The organism is Streptomyces sp. NPDC046866 (genome assembly GCF_040704625.1).
In the GTDB taxonomy this organism is placed as follows: Bacteria; Actinomycetota; Actinomycetes; order Streptomycetales; family Streptomycetaceae; genus Streptomyces.
Map to the genome: position 1 here is coordinate 117,636 of NZ_JBEYXN010000016.1, position 17,272 is coordinate 134,907.

At 74.9% G+C, this 17,272-nt stretch carries 17 protein-coding genes; 7 read left to right on the forward strand and 10 right to left on the reverse strand.

The annotated features are described in order from the left end of the window. Positions 1 to 64: 64 nt before the first annotated feature. Positions 65 to 367: a putative quinol monooxygenase gene (locus tag AB0953_RS22940; protein ID WP_366861390.1), complete on the forward strand. Its 303-nt coding sequence runs from the start codon at positions 65 to 67 to the stop codon at positions 365 to 367. Positions 368 to 434: 67 nt separating this feature from the next. Here the strand turns inward: AB0953_RS22940 and AB0953_RS22945 are convergent, their stop codons facing one another. From AB0953_RS22945 to AB0953_RS22955, 3 genes are all read right to left on the reverse strand, one after another. Next, positions 435 to 1,079, reverse strand: coding sequence for a response regulator transcription factor (locus AB0953_RS22945; protein WP_366861391.1), 645 nt, complete (start codon positions 1,077 to 1,079; stop codon positions 435 to 437). Further along, entirely contained in the window at positions 1,031 to 2,368 is a 1,338-nt protein-coding gene (locus AB0953_RS22950; protein ID WP_366861392.1) for a sensor histidine kinase, read from the reverse strand. Before AB0953_RS22950 ends, AB0953_RS22945 begins: the two co-directional genes overlap by 49 nt. Before the next feature lie 106 nt (positions 2,369 to 2,474). Next, the gene (locus tag AB0953_RS22955) at positions 2,475 to 3,347 is read right to left on the reverse strand and encodes a CPBP family intramembrane glutamic endopeptidase (protein WP_366861393.1); all 873 of its coding nucleotides are present in this window, start codon (positions 3,345 to 3,347) and stop codon (positions 2,475 to 2,477) included. 233 nt (positions 3,348 to 3,580) lie between these two features. On the opposite strand from AB0953_RS22955, the gene AB0953_RS22960 reads away from it, so the two are divergent. Continuing rightward, complete coding sequence (locus tag AB0953_RS22960; protein ID WP_366861394.1) at positions 3,581 to 5,248, forward strand: serine/threonine-protein kinase; 1,668 nt, start codon at positions 3,581 to 3,583, stop codon at positions 5,246 to 5,248. On the opposite strand, the gene AB0953_RS22965 is transcribed toward AB0953_RS22960, so the two are convergent. The 3 genes from AB0953_RS22965 to AB0953_RS22975 all read right to left on the reverse strand — a co-directional run bounded on the left by AB0953_RS22965 (position 5,214) and on the right by AB0953_RS22975 (position 9,516). Then, complete coding sequence (locus AB0953_RS22965) at positions 5,214 to 5,786, reverse strand: GNAT family N-acetyltransferase (protein WP_366861395.1); 573 nt, start codon at positions 5,784 to 5,786, stop codon at positions 5,214 to 5,216. The two genes, AB0953_RS22960 and AB0953_RS22965, sit on opposite strands and share 35 nt — an antisense overlap. A 147-nt stretch (positions 5,787 to 5,933) precedes the next feature. After that, positions 5,934 to 6,650: a hypothetical protein gene (locus tag AB0953_RS22970; protein ID WP_366861396.1), complete on the reverse strand. Its 717-nt coding sequence runs from the start codon at positions 6,648 to 6,650 to the stop codon at positions 5,934 to 5,936. A gap of 307 nt (positions 6,651 to 6,957) precedes the next feature. Then, positions 6,958 to 9,516 carry a discoidin domain-containing protein gene (locus AB0953_RS22975; protein ID WP_366861397.1) on the reverse strand — a complete coding sequence of 853 codons (2,559 nt, stop codon included), beginning with the start codon at positions 9,514 to 9,516 and terminating at the stop codon, positions 6,958 to 6,960. A 421-nt stretch (positions 9,517 to 9,937) separates the two neighbouring features. Between AB0953_RS22975 and AB0953_RS22980 the strand changes: the two genes are divergently transcribed. Then, positions 9,938 to 10,216 (forward strand): hypothetical protein, encoded by a 279-nt coding sequence (locus AB0953_RS22980; protein WP_366861398.1) that lies wholly within the window; start codon positions 9,938 to 9,940, stop codon positions 10,214 to 10,216. 84 nt (positions 10,217 to 10,300) lie between these two features. Here the strand turns inward: AB0953_RS22980 and AB0953_RS22985 are convergent, their stop codons facing one another. The 4 genes from AB0953_RS22985 to AB0953_RS23000 all read right to left on the reverse strand — a co-directional run bounded on the left by AB0953_RS22985 (position 10,301) and on the right by AB0953_RS23000 (position 13,826). Further along, a complete protein-coding gene (locus AB0953_RS22985) occupies positions 10,301 to 12,019 on the reverse strand; it encodes an acyl-CoA dehydrogenase family protein (RefSeq protein WP_366861399.1) in 1,719 nt (572 codons plus the stop codon). A gap of 103 nt (positions 12,020 to 12,122) precedes the next feature. After that, on the reverse strand, positions 12,123 to 12,695 hold the full coding sequence (locus AB0953_RS22990) for a PadR family transcriptional regulator (RefSeq protein WP_366861400.1): 573 nt from the start codon (positions 12,693 to 12,695) through the stop codon (positions 12,123 to 12,125). A 73-nt stretch (positions 12,696 to 12,768) separates the two neighbouring features. Next, positions 12,769 to 13,317, reverse strand: a complete 549-nt coding sequence (locus tag AB0953_RS22995; RefSeq protein ID WP_366861401.1) for a DUF4232 domain-containing protein — start codon at positions 13,315 to 13,317, stop codon at positions 12,769 to 12,771. Between the two features lie 146 nt (positions 13,318 to 13,463). Further along, a complete protein-coding gene (locus tag AB0953_RS23000; protein WP_366861462.1) occupies positions 13,464 to 13,826 on the reverse strand; it encodes a subtilase-type protease inhibitor in 363 nt (120 codons plus the stop codon). A gap of 476 nt (positions 13,827 to 14,302) precedes the next feature. Here AB0953_RS23000 and AB0953_RS23005 point away from each other — a divergent pair, with 476 nt between their 5' ends. From AB0953_RS23005 to AB0953_RS23020, 4 genes are all read left to right on the forward strand, one after another. Beyond that, positions 14,303 to 14,806 (forward strand): hypothetical protein, encoded by a 504-nt coding sequence (locus tag AB0953_RS23005; protein ID WP_366861402.1) that lies wholly within the window; start codon positions 14,303 to 14,305, stop codon positions 14,804 to 14,806. An 88-nt stretch (positions 14,807 to 14,894) separates the two neighbouring features. Then, entirely contained in the window at positions 14,895 to 15,419 is a 525-nt protein-coding gene (locus AB0953_RS23010; RefSeq protein WP_366861403.1) for a metallophosphoesterase, read from the forward strand. A gap of 95 nt (positions 15,420 to 15,514) precedes the next feature. Next, positions 15,515 to 16,753: a cytochrome P450 gene (locus AB0953_RS23015; RefSeq protein ID WP_366861404.1), complete on the forward strand. Its 1,239-nt coding sequence runs from the start codon at positions 15,515 to 15,517 to the stop codon at positions 16,751 to 16,753. 244 nt (positions 16,754 to 16,997) lie between these two features. Beyond that, positions 16,998 to 17,270, forward strand: coding sequence for a hypothetical protein (locus tag AB0953_RS23020; protein ID WP_366861405.1), 273 nt, complete (start codon positions 16,998 to 17,000; stop codon positions 17,268 to 17,270). Positions 17,271 to 17,272: the final 2 nt, after the last annotated feature.

Sequence of the window (17,272 nt, forward strand, 5' to 3'; positions counted from 1 at the left end):
CCGGGGCGTCCGGCCAGCGGAACGGGCCTTTCGGTGCCTCGGGTGCCGATCTAGGCTCTGCCGCATGTCAGAACCCGTACGCCTCCACATACTGATCACCACCCTCCCGGGCCGCGGCCGGGAGCAGGTCGACGCCTTCGAGCGGCTCGCGCCCCTCGTGCGCGCCGAAGAGGGGTGCCTGCAGTACGACCTGCACCGGGTGAGCGGCGATCCCGACCGCTTCGTGCTCGTCGAGCAGTGGTCGTCGAGGGCGGCGCTCGCCGCGCACGAGGTCACCGCGCACATGATCGAGGCCGACGCCGCCAGCCCGGCGTTCCGGGCCGGCCCCGCCGAGGTGATCGAGCTGGCACCCGACCCCGTGGCCTGAGGCCGCACCGCCCCGGCGGCGGGCCCGGGCCGTGGCCGCGGCCAGGACCGGAACCGGCTCGGGGGCCCTACCGCTTGAGGTAGGCCAGGACCGCCAGGACGCGCCGGTTGTCGTCCGGGGACGGGTCGATCCGCAGCTTGGCGAAGATGGCCGCGGTGTGTTTGGCGACGGCGCTCTCGCTGATGTGCAGCGACTGGCCGACGGCGGCGTTGGACCGGCCCTCCGCCATCAGCCGCAGTACGTCCAGCTCGCGCGGCGTCAGCGCCGCCGTCGTGCCGCGGGCGTCGCTGCGGGCCAGGAGCCTGGCGATGACCTGGGGGTCCATGACCGTGCCGCCCGCGGCGACGGTGCGGACCGCATCGACGAACTGGGCGGTGTGCGTGACCCGGTCCTTGAGGAGGTAGCCGATGGCCCCCTGGCCGCCGGCCAGCAGTTCGTGCGCGTAGAGCTGGTCGACGTACTGGGACAGGACCAGGACGGGCAGCGAGGGCCGGGACCTGCGGGCCTCCAGGGCAGCGCGCAGGCCCTCGTCCGTGAACGACGGCGGCAGGCGGATGTCGACGACGGCGACGTCCGGGGCCTCCTCGCGCAGGGCGCGCAGCAGCGACGGGCCGTTGTCGACGGCCGCGACCACCTCGAATCCGTGGTCCTGCAGGGTGCGCGTCAGCCCGTCGCGCAGGAGGAAGAGGTCTTCGGCGAGGACGACGCGCACGGTATCTCCAGGGTCGCGGTGGTCGGCCCGCCGGGCGGGCTGTGCAGGGCGAGGGTTCCGTCGAAGGTACCCAACCGGCGCCGCACGCCCCGCAGTCCGCTGCCCCGGGCGGGATCCGCCCCGCCGCGGCCGTCGTCGCTGACGGTGGCGCGCAGCGCGCCGTCCGCGTGGGCGAGGTGGATGCGGACCTCGCGGGCGCCGGAGTGCTTGGCTGCGTTGGCCAGCAGCTCCGCGACGGCGAAATAGCCCGCCGATTCCACCGGCGCGGGCAGGCGGTGGGGCAGCTCGGCCTCGACGTGCACGTCGAGGTGGCTGTCCAGGGCCAGTGAGCGTACGGCGTCGCCGAGTCCGCGGTCGGCCAGGATCGGCGGCAGGACGCCGTGCACCAGGTCGCGCAGGTCCTGCAGGGCCCGCTGCGCGGTGGCGCGCACCTCCTCCAGCCGCGCTCGCGCCGCCCGCGGGTCGGAGTCGAGGAGCCGGGTCGCCTCGTCCAGGGTCATGCCGAGGGCCACCAGGCGGGCCTGCGCCCCGTCGTGCAGGTCCCGCTCGATGCGCCGCAGTTCGGCGGCCTGTACGTCCAGGGCGTCGGCCCGGGTTTCGGCCAGGTGCGTGATCCGGCGGGCGAGTTCGGCGGCGAGCGGCGGCGCGAGCAGGCGCCGGCTCCAGCGGGCGTGCAGCCGCAGCACCGCCGGTGCGAGGCGCAGTCCGGCCGCGGCGAAGCCGAGGCCGAGGACGAGCGCGGCGAGCATGCCGGCGCGGGAGTCGACCGGGACGAAGGCGTACCAGTTGCCGTCGCCCAGCATCCGCCAGACGAACGGCTGCACCAGCGCGCCGAAGACCCCGTACTCCACGAGGGCGAGGGGCGCCGCCACCAGCAGGCCGCCGACCCAGGGCTCGGCCCACGCCCAGCGCAGGTCCCGCCAGAAGCCGTCGTCGCCGAGGACGGCCACGGCGCGCTCGCGGCGGCTCGCCGAGGCGTCGTCGAAGGCGAGGGGGTCGGGCGCGGCGACGGGGGTGCCCGTCCGGCGTTCGGCCCGGGTGCGGTAGCGGTCGGAGAGGCGGCGCAGGGTCCTCGCGGCGGGCGGCAGCAGCGGGAAGCCGGCCCCGACGGGCAGCAGGAGCAGGACGCACCCGACGAGCGCGCCGGCCGCGCAGACCGCGAAGGCGGACAGCGAAAGCAGCTGGCAGCGCCCGAGGTCGGCCAGGACGGACCGCAGGACGGGTTCCCGGCGCGCCGGGCCGGGGTCAGGGCGTGCGGGGCCGGCGTCCCGGCGCGTGGAGCCGGGCATCCGGCGCGTGGTGCCCGGGAGCCCAGCCCTGGCGGCGGTTCGCCCGTCCCCGGTGCCCGGGCGGTGTCCGCCCCGCTCTGCCATGACCACCCGTCGTTCCGCCCCGTCAGCGCGCCTCGTGCGCCGCCCCGGCCGTGATCCTAACGGCGGCCGCCACCCACGGAACGGCCACGGCCACGCAGGCGCCGCCGAACAGCACCATGGGCAGCACGGCCCCCGACTCCTCGTCCATGCACAGCAGCATCCCGAGGTTGACCAGGGTGTGGAAGCCGCCCGCGAGCAGCAGCCGGTTCCCGCGGACGTGCTCCAGGGCGAGCCCGAGGACGACGGACATCGCGACCGTGCCCGCCAGGAAGGCGGCCGCGTACGCCGGCGCCTGGGCGAGGACCGGCACGTGCCACAGCCCCCACACCACGCCGACCAGCGAGGACGCGGTGAGCGGGCCGAAACGGGTCCGCAGCAGGGGCTGGAGCAGGCACCGCCAGCCGATCTCCTCGCCGCAGGCGCCGACGAGTTGGGCCACGGCGATCAGGAGGAACGGGTTCCGCAGGCTCCGGGGATCGGTCAGGTGCACCGGCCCCGCCTCCGCCATCGCGTACGCGCCCGCGCTCAGCGTGGTGATCAGTACCGCCGTGAGCAGGAGGAGCGGCCCCCGGGCGGGCCCGCGCCGCTCCCCCGCCGGGGCTGCGCCCGCGCCCGGCAGGGCTCCGGCGAGCCGGCGCCGGATCCGGCCCGGCCACAGGGCGGCCACCGCCGCCACGGCGACGGCGGGCCCGAACTGGGTCAACTGCACCACCTCCGGCGGGATCCCCGTCGCGGGCTGCACGGCGCCCCACGCCCCCGCCGCCGCGAACGCGACGGCGAGGAACACCCCCGCTTCCGCCTTCCACGGCCTCGGCCCCGGCCCCTCCCCCGCCGCCGCCGCGGCGGAAACGGCGTCCCGTCCCGCCCCCGCGCCCCTCTGCTTCAGCTCCGGCATTGCGCCCGGCCCCCTCGCCCTTCGATCGCTCCCGGCACGTCCCTCGCACCGCACGCCCGACTCTGCCGCCCGCCGCGCCCGCCGCCCCTGCACGTAGCTGCCCGAGGGGGTGTACCCAGCTACACCCCCTGCCCGGGGGGTGAAGTCGGTCGCTGCGCCGCACGTGCCTGCCCTTACGCTGGGGCGCACGGGCACGACCGAGTTGACGAGCAGTGGGGACGGGGAGCGAGCGCGTGACGGCGGAGGGGGCGGCAGGGGGCGGCGGGGAGCTGGTCGGGAGGGTGCTCGGCGGCCGGTACCGGGTCACCGCGACGATCGGGCGGGGCGGCATGGGCGTCGTCGCCCGCGCGGTGGACGAACTGCTGGGCCGCGAGGTCGCCGTCAAGGTCATGCGGGCCTACACCGATGCCTCCGCGGCCGAACTGGCGGATCTGCGCGCCCGGATGCAGCGCGAGGCGCAGGCCGCCGCGCGGATCCGCCACCACGGGGTGGTCACCGTGCACGACGTGGCCGAGGAGGAAGGGCTGCCGGTCATCGTCATGGAGCTCGTCGAGGGTCCCTCGCTCGACAGCGTGCTGGACGAGCGCGGCCCCCTGGATCCGCGCGAGGCGGCGGCGATCGGGGCCCGGCTGATGGACGCGCTCGACGCCGCGCACCGGGCGGGCGTGCTGCACCGCGACGTGAAGCCGGCCAACGTCCTGCTGGAGCCCGGCGGCCGGGTCGTGCTCACCGACTTCGGGATCGCCACCGTCGAGGCGGCGGACGAGGCCACGGCGAAGCTGACCCGCAGCGGTCAGCTCATCGGCTCCCTCGACTACCTCGCGCCGGAGCGGGCGCAGGGCCGGGAGCCCGGTCCGGCGTCGGACATCTGGTCGTTGGGGATGACGCTGTACGCGGCCGTGGAGGGCGGCTCGCCGTTCCGCCGTACGTCGGCCTGGTCGACCCTGTCGGCGATCGTCTCGGACCCGCTGCCGGAGCCGCGGCGTGCGGGGCCGCTGGGGCCCGTGCTGCGGGCGCTCATGGCGAAGGAGCCGCAGGACCGCCCGGACGCCGCCCGGGCGCGGGCGATGCTGGAACGCGTGGCCGCGGGCGGGAGCCCGGCCCCCGGCCCCGCGGCGGCCACCGCCGGGCCTGGCGCCGGTCCGGTGGCGGGGCGGGCCGCCGGTGCGCCGCCGGTCCCGCCGGGGTACGGGCCCGCGCCGACGCCCTACCCGCAGCCGACACCGGTGCCGATGCCGGCGCCGACCCCCGTGCCGATGCCGACGCCCCCACCCCAGCCGCTGCCGTCGCCGCACGCCCCGTACGCCGGTCACGCCGGGCCGGTTACGGCTCCGCACGCCGGCGGGGCGGCCGCCGCGGGGCGCCGGTTCCGCGGCCGTCTGGTCGTCGCGGCCGCGGCCGCCGCGGTGCTCGCGGGCGGCGGGGTCACCTACGCCGTGGTGGGCGACGACGACGCGGGCGGTGGCCGCACCGACCGCCGTGTCCGGGCGGAATCCCCGCAGCCCGCCGCCCCCTCCCCCACCCCGTCGTCCGGCGCCCCGTCCCGGCCCGCGGGCGGCAAGAGCCCTGCCGCCAAGCCGAGCCCGAAGGGCGGCGCCTCGGCGTCAGCGGCCGCCGGACCCAGCCCCGTGCCGACGACCTGCGCGGGCTGGAGCCACCAGGAGCGGAGCCCGGGCTCGTACGGCTACATGTCCGGCGACTTCCACATCGTGACCGGGCCGTACCAGGCGTGCCCGGCCGTGGCCCTGGCCAAGTCGGGTACGAAGCTCCTGTACCACTGCTTCGTCGTCAACTCCTACGGCCACAAGTGGACGTACGTCCGCGTGCCCGGCACCGACCGGGCCGGCTGGATGTCCAACGACAACCTCACCCGGCAGACCGGCCCCCTGAACCGCTGCTAGGACGGCAGAGCCGCCAGACGCGCAGCTCGCCGGCCCCGGCCGGGCGGCGGGGCCGCTCAGTGAAGCCGAGTCGGTCGGGGACGGCGCCGCTGGCGCGGTTGGCCGGGTCGTGGACGATCTCGACGTGGTCCACGCCGGGCAGGCGGAGGGCCTCCTCGGCCAGGGCGCGGGCGGCCCGGGTCGCCACCCCGCGGCCGGTGGCGGCGGGGTGCAGCCAGTAGCCGATCTCGATGCCGTCGGCCGGGGTGTCCTCGTGCCGGTACAGTCCGCACGAGCCGACGATCGCCCCGTCCAGCACGATCGCGTACGTGTACGCCTCGCCGCTCGCCCAGCGTGCGGGGCGGTCGGCCAGGAACCGGCGGGCCGCGGCCGGAGTGTGCTCGGCGGCCCAGGGCATCCAGGGGCGCAGGTGCTCCAGCGACTCCTCGAGGACCCGCAGGAACTCGGGCAGGTCCGCCTCCGCCTCGAAGCGGCGGAGCGTCAGGCCGCCCGGGGCGTCCGGGGCGTCCAGGTGCACCACCTGTGGGGGAAGGCTCATCCGAGGATCATCGGATGCGGCCGCGGCCCTCGGCAAGGGGGATGGCCGGCCGTACGCCGAGCCGCCTGTCCGCTGCCGGAGCGGGCGGCGGCCCGGGACGTCACGGGCTCCGGACGGGCCGGGGCGGGGTGGGTCGGGGGCCGCGGGTCAGGAGATGCCGTACCACTGGCTGGCCCAGCCGGTGTTGATGGTGCTGGTGGACTGCTCGGCGAGGTTCACGTGGGCCGGCAGGGATGTCTGGCCGGTCAGGACCGTGCTGTAGCGCAGGTTCGGCGGGGCGAGCCCGGCATTGACCGAGATGCCGGCGCCCGTGGCCTTGAGGGTGAGGGCGTTGGTGGCCCAGTTGCCGTTGAGGAGGAGGGCGATGAAGTAGGTGCCCGGGGCGGCGGTGAACGGCTTGGCGAGGGGCAGCGGCTTGGCGACGGCGTCGGTCATCAGCTGCGGCGAGATGTCCGCGGTGGTCGCCCGCAGGGTGCCGCCCGCGTCGTACACGCCGAGGTAGCAGTCGGAGAGCTGCGCGTTCGGGTCCAGGCCGGCGAGGCCGAGCCAGATGTTGGACCAGGTGATCTGCTCGCGCAGCACGATCCGTACCAGGGTGACCCGTCCGCCGACCCCGGCCGCGGACTGGGCGGTCACGTGGCCCGCGTCGTTGGGGTCGCCGGTCCAGGCCAGGAGGTTCTGGTCCTGCGGGCGCGGGCCCTCGTACGCGGAGCCGCCGGCCGGTACGGGGGCGGCGGCGGTACCGCCCGAACCCGGACGCGGCCCGTGGTCGGACGCGGTGCAGCCGGTCAGGAGCAGCAGCGCCGTGAGCGCGGCCGCCAGGCCGGTGGCGGCGGAGGTGGTGCGGGTGGTGCGGGTGCGCATGGTCCCCCCATGACGTGCGGATGTGCGAGGGGGTTATGGTCACACGCCCGCGGCCATGCGGAAGGCCCCGGCCTCCTCAGGGAGGCCGGGGCCTTGGTCGAGCGCTGGGCAGGCCTTGCACCTGCATCCCCCCACAGGAAGTGGGGTGCCTTTCCTTGGACCACCAACGCCGGGCCCGCTTCCGCTGTCCGCGGCGGCGGGCTCGTGATTGATCTTAGCGGAAGGAGCGGCCGTCCTCAAACGGCCCCGGCGCCGGCGCCGCCCCCGCCCGGCGAGCCCGGCTGGGGGCGGAGCCGTCGTCGGGGTCTCAGGAGACGGTGACGAACCGGGCGGTGCTCGGCACGCCGTGGGCATCGAGGGCGAAGAGCATGTAGGTGCCGGGCAGGACCACGCCCTTGTCGGCCGGGATGGAGACCGTGTACGTGCCGGTCCCGGCGGCCGTGGACACCAGGGGGACCCGCCGTTGGTCGTTGTCGGTGGAGTGGGTCGCGGCCGCGGCCCGCATCAGGACGAAGGAGGCCACCGGCCCGTCGGTGGAGACGGTGAGCGAGGCGCCCGCGGCCGCCCGGGGCGGCACGCCGCCGGTGATGGCGGGCCGCGGCTTGGGCGAGCCGTCCGCGTTGAGCAGGTACGGCGGGGTGAACACGGCCCCGTCGGCGTGGTTGGTGGCGCAGTCGCCGCACAGGCCGCCGCCGCCGGAGAAGATGCGGCCGTCCGGCAGCAGGTTCGCCACGCTGTGGTAGTTGCGCGGGATCGCCATGGTGGCGAGCGGGGTGAACCGTCCGGTCGCCGGGTCCCACAGCTCGGGGGTCAGGACGGAGGTGGCGTCGCTGAACGGCACGGGGTAGGCCTGCCCGCCGAACACGGCGACCTTGCCGTCGGGCAGGACGACGCTGTTGCCGAAGGAGCGGGCGTAGCCCATGTCGCCCGTGCGGGCGGCCTGGACCTGGTTCCCGTCGATGCTCACGGTGTACGCGCGCCGGGTGGCGGGCGTCTTCTCGTACGCGGGCGAGCCGCCCAGGGTGAGCAGCTTGCCGATGTCGTAGGCGACGGCGTTGCCGGTCATGGCGTCCTGGCTGTCGGCCCGGGTGCCGGCGGAGGTGATGCTTCCGTTGCCGCCGGTCGTGATCCAGTTCATCTGCTTGCTCGGGCCGAGCTGGAGTACCTTGCCGCTCGAGGTGGCGTGCAGCCACATGTGGTTGTCGGCGCGGTAGGCGCCGGCCGGGTCGGCCGTCAGGGCCGGGGCGGCGGGGACTCCGGGCAGCTTGCGCCAGGTGCCGGTGGCCGGGGACCAGACCTCGCCGGCCTTGTCGCCGGTGGCGCCGCTCCAGGATCCGCCGAGGACGAAGGCCTCGCCGGTGGAGAGCAGGGTCATCGCCTGGTAGCCGCGGGCGATGTTCATGCTGGTGGTCGCGGACCAGGCGTCGGCGGCCGGGTCGTAGATGCTGGCCTTCTCCGCGTTGCTGCCGCCCGTGACGAGGACCCGGCCGTCGGCGAGCATCGCTATGCCGGGGCAGAACATGTCGTGGCCGGTGTTGTCGATGCGGCGCTGGGTGACCTTGCCGGTCTTGAGGTCCAGGATCGCGGTCTGGGTGTATCCGTTGCTCCCGCCGAAGCGGTCGACGGCGTACGCCGACCAGGCCAGCAGCTTGTCGCCCGGCAGGACGGCGGTGGCCACCGGCACCAGGGGGAAGCCGGTGATCCGGTCCCAGGAGCCGTGGGCGGCCGGGTCGGCCGGTCCGCTCAGGCGTATCTCGGCGGCGGAGGTCCAGGGTCCGCGGTTGCCGGCCTCGCCGGTCACGGTCAGGCGTATGTAGCGGGCGTTCTCGGTGCGGGTGAAGGTGGCGGTCTTGACGGTGTCGTCGTCGCGCCACGTGCCCGCGGCCACCGGTGCGCCGAAGGCGGTGCCGTCGGTGCTGGTGGTGACGGTGTACGCACCTGCGCGCCCGTTGGGGCCGTCGTTGCGCGGCTGGTAGACGAGGGCGGACACGGCCGCCGTGCGGTGCATGTCGATGGTGATGCTGTGCGGCAGCGGGGCGGGGGTGCCGGACCACTTGCTGTGCCAGATGGTGGCGGCGTCGCCGTCGAGGACGTTGGCCGCGCGGCCGTTCTCCCCGGTGGTCTCCTCGTCGCTGGCCGCGGCCGTCCATCCGGTGCGGGGCAGGTCGACGGTGGCGGCGGGGGTGCCGGGGTCGCCGAGCAGGTTGAGTTCGGCGGCGGAGGTCCAGGGTCCGCGGTTGCCGGCCTCGGTGAGGGCGGTGAGCCGGACGAACCGGGTTCCCTGCGGGGCGAATCCGAGCGTCTTGGCACTGGCGTCGTCGGCGAGGGTGCCGGTGGCGACCGGGCTGCCCCAGTTCTGGCCGTCGGCGCTCAGGCTGATGCTGTACTCGCCGATGCGGCCGTTGGGCCCGTCGGTGCGGGGTTGGTAGACGAGTGCCGAGACCACGGCCGTGCGGTGCATGTCGACGGTGATGCTGTGCGGCAGGGGCGCGGCGGTGGCCGTCCATTTGCTGTGCCAGATGGTGGCCGTGCTGCCGTCGAGGACGTTGGCCGCGCGGCCGTTCTCGCCGGTGGTCTCCTCGTCGCTCGCCGCGGCGGTCCATCCGGTGCGGTCGAGGACGGGCGCCGAGGGCTCCATGGCGTTGGCCGGGGCGACGCCGTGGTGCGGCGACTGCTTCGCCGTCTGCTGGTCGAAGGGCACGGGGGCCGGCCGGGGTGTCGGGCCGCGGCCGCCGGGACCCGGGCTCGCCACGCCGAGCCAGGGGGTCACCCCGACGAGCAGCGAGCCGAGGGCGAAGGCGATGAGCAGATGGGAACGGCGTAACGCTCGGGCGAGGGCGCGGCCGCGGGCGCGTCTGGGCTGCAAGCGGACCTCCTGGGGCGAACCGTGAACCGTGAACCGATACGGGCCCCTAGAACATAGATCAGCCCAGATCAACTCGACTGGGGAACAACGGAGTTGGCGTGATCCCGCGCCGTCGGCCGCGAAGCCGCCCGCTGCGGCGCCCCGATGCCCCGGATCTCCCCCGGCACCCCTGGGGCCGGCGCCTGCGGCGGGGTGCGGGCCCGCCACGTTCGAGTGGTGTCGCACACACCCGCTGTGCGGGGTTTCCAAGGCGTGGGAGCCAGACGGCTCTTCGAACCCCAGGACGAAACGGGATACCTGCCTTGGTGCCTCAAGGCAGAGCGGTTTCGTCTGCCCTGCCGGGCCAGGAATCCCGCGGGTCGTTGTCGGAGGCGGGTGGCACCATCTGGGCCGGTGGTCCCATCAGCTACAGGGGGTAGGCATGGAGAGCACGAGGACGTACGCATGGCCGCGCGGGGCGGAGGCGGCGGACGGCGAGGCGCTGGAGCGCTGGCTGGCCGGGCACGGCTGGGAGGTCGACCCGACGGTGTTCATGGCCGGCGCGCTGGGCCCGGCGGTCCAGGTCCGCCGGATCGGCACGGGGCCGGACGGCGAGGCCGGACTGCTGATCCTGCCGGGCGAGACGGTGGAGTTCGCCGGGGACCGCATGCGGATAGCCCCCCGCATGCCGGCGGGAACGGCCGCCGGGGCCTGCGTCTAGCAGGGGCCCGGCGCCGGGCGGCCGGAGGAACGGGGCCGGCCCGCCCCCGGTCGCACGACGGGGGCGGGCCGCTCGGGCCCGTGGTTACTGCGTCATCTCGTAGGCGCCGGCGAGGGCCTCGACCCGCTCCCAGACGCGGGCCGAGCGCGCCTCGTCGACGACGGGGCGGCGGACCGCGCCCAGGGCCCAGCGCTGCTGGTCGGCGGTGGCGGAGTCCTTGCCGTGCAGTTCGACGGCGTGCCCGGAGAAGTCCCGTACGAGGACGGAGAAGAGCTCGTCGAGCACGGACTCGTCCAGCTCCGTCAGGCGGGCCTGCTCCAGGATCAGCTGGGCGTGCACCACGAGCGCGAACAGCTGGCCGACGGAGAGGAGGAAGTCGAGGTCGCGGCTCTGCTCCTCGTCGGGGGCCATGGTGGCGACGAAGTCGCACAGGGCGTCGGCCTGTTCGCGGAACCGGGCCACGTTCGGCACCTCGGCGTACGCGTCGAAGGCGGGGCGCCAGTCGTGGAAGCGCACGGAGCCCAGGCCGCGGGCCGGGCCCTGCCGGAAGAGGAAGTCGTCGTCGGCCGCGTCGAGGCGGGTCGGCACGGCGGGGTACTCGACCGGCTCCAGGAGGTGGTTGCGCATGAACTTGAGGATCAGGGCGAGGTTGACGTGGACCGTGCCCTCGAGCTTGGGCAGCCCGCGGATCTCGACGGCCGCCTGGGCGAAGTAGTTGTCCTTTTCGAAGCCCTTGGCGGCGATGACGTCCCACATCAGGTCGATGACCTTCTCGCCCTCCGTGGTCACCTTCATCTTCGTCATCGGGTTGAAGAGCAGGTAGCGGCGGTCCTCGGGGCCGGCCGAACGGAAGTAGTCCACCGCGCGGTCGCTGAAGAGCTTCATGCCCACCAGGCGGACGTAGGCGTCGGCGAGCTCGCGGCGCACGTGCGGGAAGGCGGTGACGGGGCGGCCGTAGAGGATGCGGCCCCGGGCGTGGGTGACGGCCTCGTACATCGCGTGCTCGCAGATGCCGATCGAGGCCGTGCAGAGGTTGAACTTGCCGACGTTGACGGTGTTGAGGGCGGCGTCGAACGCGGCGCGGCCGGTGTGCAGGACGTCCTCCTCGCGCACCGGGTAGTTCTCGAGGCGGAACTCGCTGACGAACTTCGAGGACGGGACGACGTTCTTGACCAGGTGGTAGTCGGGGTGGCGGCTGTCGGCGGCGAAGAAGACGTACCCGTCCGGGCCCTCGACGTCGCTCCGGCGGCCGAAGACGGAGACGAGTCCGGCGGCGTTGCCGTTGCCGATGTAGTACTTGGAGCCGGTGGCGCGGAAGCCGCCGCTGCCGTCGGGCTCCAGCAGCATGTCGGTGGAGTAGATGTCGGCGCCGTGCGTCTTCTCGGACAGTCCGAACGCCATCACCTCGCCCTGGGTGAGGAGTTCGGCGGCGCGGACGCGGGCGGCGGCGTTGTCGCTCTGCCAGACCGGGCCGAGGCCGAGGATGGTCACCTGCCAGGCGTACCAGTAGTCGAGGCCGTAGAACCCGAGGATCTCGTTGAGCGCGGCGATGCGGGCGGTGTCCCAGCGCTGGTCCGGCCGTCCGGCGGCGGAGGCGGGGGTGAGGAAGGTGGCGAACAGGCCTTCCTTGGCGGCGAAGGCGAGGAAGTCCGCCAGCCAGGCGCGGGAGTGGTAGTCCTCGATCAGCCGGCGCTTGCCGCGCTCCTCGAACCAGTCGACGGTGGCGCGCAGCAGCCTGCGGGTCTCGGGGTCGAAGTGCGCCGGGTCGTAGGTGTGCGGGTTGAACAGCAGGGCGTCGGCCATGGACGGTCGCCTTCCGGAGTCGGTGGGTTGAGGGGTGCGGAAGCGGACGGGGGGGTGCAGAGGGCGCGGGTCGCGGCGGGTGCCGTTCCGGCGCGGCGGCGGATCAGGCGGACGGCGGTGTCGCTCCGCCGCCGAGCCGGTGGAGGGTGGCGAGCACGTCGTCGAGCCAGGCGATCGTCATCCGCTCGTACGCGATGCCGCCGCGCAGCACCACGTGCTGGAGCTCCTGGCCCGCGTCCAGCGGCGCGGGGGCGTCGGGCCCGGTGAAGTCGCGCCGCTCGCCCGCGAGGTAGTGCGCGAGCCGGTCGCTGTGCACCCGGTGGTGGCGCTCGACCTCGCGGACCAGGGCGGCCGGGTCGTCGAAGGCCGCACCGCGGATCTTCACGGCGAGGTCGTGGCGCATGCTCTCGGGCTCGATCGGCTCGTGCAGCCACCGGGAGAGGGCGGCGCGACCGGGGGCGGCGACGGAGTACTCCTTCTTGTCCGGTCGGCCCTGCTGGGGGACTTCGCGCACGGCGAGGAGTCCTTCGCCCTCCATGCGTTTGAGCACGCGGTAGATCTGCTGGTGCGTGGCGGTCCAGAAGTAGCCGATGGACCGCTCGAAACGCCGGGCCAGCTCATAGCCGGAACCCGGCTTCTCCAGCAGGGAGACGAGGATCGCGTGGTCGAGCGCCATGCTCCGATCCTTCTATGCAACGAGTTGCATAGGCAAGGCCGGGCGGGCCGGTGAGACGCGGCTCACGCCGCCGTCAGGACGCGGCGCGGAAGGCGGTGGCGCGCATGGCGGTCCCGCAGAGAGCGAACTCGCCGCCGTCGTCCGGGGCGAGCTGGAAGCGGGTGGCGGCGATGCCCACGACCAGCGAGGGGGCGACGGCCGGGCGGGCGCCGGAGGCGCAGTAGCCCTCGGCCTCCCCGAGGACCGGGGTGAAGGAGACCCGCGTCTCGGCGGTTCCGCCGGCGCGCAGCAGGACCGGGCGCGCGGTGCCCTCGCGGGTCACTGCCAGGGGCTTGTTCCGGTCGGGCGAACCCAGAGCGGCGAGGGCGACGGTCGGGTGGCCGGTCAGGACACACGGCTTCGGACCCTCGTTGACGACGGTGATCCGCACCTGCGTCGAGCCCAGCCGGGCGGCGCTGTTGGCCGCCAGCTGGCCGCCGCGGCAGGCGGGTACGGGTGCCGTCCCCGCCGCGGCGGCAGCCGGTCCTGCGGGGGTCGCGAGCGTGCCGCAGAGGACGGCCGCCGCGAGCAGGACGCGCCGCCGGCCGCGGGCCGCGCCGCCGCCCTTTCCTGCGTGGGTCATGGCTGCCTCCTGGAGGTGGCGGGTGCGGAGGGCGGGAGCGCCGGCCGTACGCGTCCGCCCCTCCCAGCGTGGCACCGTCCCGGCGGGCATGCGCGCCGGCCGGGCCGCCGCGGAAGGGCAGTCCGGCCGGAGCCCGGGGTCGCGGGTCAGAACGCGAAGACGGCGTTGCCGTTCAGGGTGGCGTTCATGGCACACGCGTTGCCGAAGGTGTGCTTCCAGGAGACGCGGCTGCCCTGCCAGATGCCGTCGGCGGTTACGGTCACGGGGTCGTAGTGCATCGGACAGGCCCGGTCCGGCCTCGGGGCGGCCAGCAGGCGGTCGAATGCACCGTCCGTGGAATTCAGCGCCGCACAGGCCGCCTTGGGGTCGGGGTGCGTCCCCTGGGCGGTCGGCATGCAGCTGAGCGTGGACGCCCGCACCACGGTGGCCGTGGCGGCGTCGTCGCCCTTGGCGACGGCGAAGACCATGGCGGACGGGGCGTACAGGCTGGTGGGCTTGGCCTCCGCCATGCCCGTGGCGCCCGCGAGGCAGAGGAGGGCGGCGGCGGAGACGGCAGCGAAGCGGTGACGCACGACAAAACCAACTTTCGATTCAGAGGTTGAATGCGGGATTTCCATGCAATCCCGCGACCCGACATCGCCGAGTGTGTCGAATGCGAAGGTGGGTCGCATATCGACGGCCGATTTACGGACACGTCGTTCGCATATCGGAGATCGACAGGGTGTTCGGGCAGCTCACCGCGGGTGCGGCCGGACCGCGGCCCCGAAGCGACCCTGCGTGACCGCCGGCGTGACGTGCGGCGTTGCGGCCGCGGCCCCGCTGCGGTCCGGGTGCGGTTCACCCAACGGCCATTCAGCTTGACCGGATCGGTGCGGTGAGGGCCCCTTGACGGCCTGCGGGTGCGCGGCGGATCCCGATGGGGGAAGCTGTCGGTAGCCGCAGCACGCCCGTCCGCCGCGGCGGTACGCGAGCACAAGGAGGGCCCGTGGACGGATCACGAGGCCGTCGTGGCACCGGCGCCGCCGTGGCGCGTGCGCGGGCCGCGGCCCTGACGTTCCTGGCGGTGACGCTCGCCGCAGCGCCGGTGCCGGCGTCGGCAGCCCCGTCACCCGCATCCGCATCCGCATCCGCCGCCCCCGCACGGGATCCGGCGTCGGTGGTGGTCGTGGACTGCTCCGGTGGGGCGCAGGTGCGGCCCGGCGAGTACCTGATCGCCTGCGGCGACGGCAACAACCGCCTCGTCGGGCTCGATTGGAAGAGCTGGGGCACCCGGACCGCGACGGCGACCGGCACCGACCTGGTCAACGACTGCCTGCCCTACTGCGCGGCCGGCAAGTTCCGCCCGTACCCGGTGCAGGTCACCCTCAGCCGCCCCGCGGCCTGGCCGGCCCGCCCCGGCACCCACCGCTACACCTCGCTCCGCCTGGTGTACCCGGACACGGCACCGCCGCCGCTGCCGCACGACGTCACCTACAAGCTGGTGTACTGACCGCAGGGCAGCCGCGGCCGCGGCCTTGACGGGGGCGAGACGGGGCGGCGCGAGGCGAGGCGGGGCACGAGGCGCTAGCGTCGGACGGGTGGACCTCCTGCTCATGTCCGACACGCACCTGCCCGTGCGCGCCAAGGCCCTGCCCGCCGAACTGCTCGATTTGGTGCCGCGCGCCGACGTGGTCCTGCACGCCGGCGACTGGGTCGACACCGCCACCCTGGATCTGCTGGAGGCCCGCGCCCGCCGGCTGGTCGGCGTGTTCGGCAACAACGACGGGCCGGACCTGCGGGCGCGGCTGCCGGAGGTGGCGTACGCCGAACTCGGCGGCCTGCGCTTCGGCGTCGTGCACGAGACCGGTCCCGCGCAGGGGCGCGAGCGGCGGTGTGCGGAGCGCTTCCCCGATCTGGACGTCCTCGTCTTCGGCCACAGCCACATCCCGTGGGACTCCGTGGCCGGCGACCGGCTGCGGCTGCTCAACCCCGGCTCGCCGACCGACCGGCGGCGCCAGCCGTACTGCACGTACATGACGGTGCGGGTGGCGCGGGGCCGCCTCGCGGAGGTCCGACTGCACCGGCTGTCCCGGCCCGACAGGGAGCGGCGCAGCGACGCCTGACGCGGGCCGGTCGGGGCGCTCTTCCGGGCGGCCTGGGCCATCGGGCAGCATGGCCCGGCGCACCGGCAGCACCCCGACGGCGAACCGGAGGCCCCGTGGTGGCATCGCAGCACGACCCGACCGAACAGGCACGGCGCGACGCGTTCTACCGCGACCCCCACTCCCTGTACGCCCGCGCACGGCGGACCGCCGGGCTGCTGTACGTGCCGGAGGTCGACGCATGGCTGGTGGCCCGTGACCAGGACGTGCGGGAGGTGCTGCGGCGTGCGGAGGACTTCTCCTCCGCCAACGCCCTGCTGCCGGACATACCGGTGTCGGAGGCGGCGCTCGGGGTGCTGGCGGGCGGCTTCGGGCCGCGGCCCACCGTCCTCACCTCCGACGGGGCCGCCCACCGCCGCCACCGCGCCCCGCTGAACCGGGGCCTGTCGGCCACGCGGACGGCCGAGCTCGTGCCGTACGCCCGCCGGTGCGCGCGCACCCTGGTGGAGGGCTTCGCCGGCGACGGCTCCGCGGAGCTGGTGCAGGCGTACGCCCGGCAGCTGCCGGGGCAGGTCGTGGGGCGCCTGATCGGCCTCGACCCGGCGGACGTTCCGGTGGCGGTGGCCGGCGGGTACCGGGCCGAGGAGCTGTTCTTCCGGCCGCTGTCCGCGCGGGAACAGGTGGCCGCCGCCGAGGAGGTGGTCGCCCTCCAGCACCTGCTGGACGGCTACGTACGCGAGCGGCGCGCCGAGCCCCGGGACGACCTGTGCTCGGACCTGGTGGCCGCCCTCGCCCCCGGGGAGGGGGAGCTGACCCTCGAACAGCGCCACGAGCTGGTGGCGAACCTGCAGAACCTGCTGATCGCCGGCTTCCTCACGACGAGCGCCCTCATCGCGACCACCCTGCTCCACCTGCTGGCCCACCCCGGGCAGTGGCGGGCGTTGTGCGCCGATCCCGGGCTGGTCCCGGCCGCGGTGGAGGAGGGCGCGCGCTTCGACGGGGCCGTGCAGGCCTTCCGGCGGACCGTGACGCGGCCGCTGGAACTCGCCGGGACGAAGCTGGCCGCCGGGGACGCGGTGCTCGTGGCCTACGCCTCCGCCAACCGCGACGAGCAGCGGTACGCGCGGGCCGGGGAGTTCGACATCCGGCGCGCCGGCAACGGGCACCACCTCGCCTTCGGCCACGGCCCGCACGCCTGTCCCGGCGCCCGGCTGGCCCGTCAGCAACTGCGCCTGACGCTGGAGCTGTTCACCCGCACCCTGCCGGACCTCCGCCTGGACGAGTCCCGGCCCCGCCCGCGGATGCGCCCCACCCTGATCGACCGCTCGCCCGCCGCCCTGCACGTGAGGTGGTGACGGCGGGGCAGGCACCGGCCCGGCCGGGCCGGGCGGAACCGCTCGTTCGTGCTGTAGAGTGGATCTCGAGCTCGCCGCCGCTGATCGCGGTGGTCGGCCCGGCGTTGGTGGTCCAAGGAAAGGCACCCCACTTCCTGTGGGGGGATGCAGGTGCAAGGCCTGCCCAGCGCTCGATCAAGGCCCCGGACTCCTCGTGGAGTCCGGGGCCTTCGTGCTGCCGTCCAGGGGAGGGAGCTGCTCCACCGTGTCCAGTGAAGACGAGTACGTGGAGATGCTGCTGAGCGGGCGCCGCGCCTATGCGTGGATCATGCAGCGGTACCGGGGGATGGGTGCGGCCGAGGCCGAGCGGGCGGCTCTGGAGTGCTACCCCTACGAGGCGGGGGACGATTTCTACCGGCTTCTGGTCTTCCACGAGGAGCCCTGGCACTGGGCGATGCTGACGCTGCACGGCCCCGCTTACGTCACCGACCACCCCGAGCTGGTCGAGCCGCCGCCGGAGTACCGCGCCCTTCCCTGAAC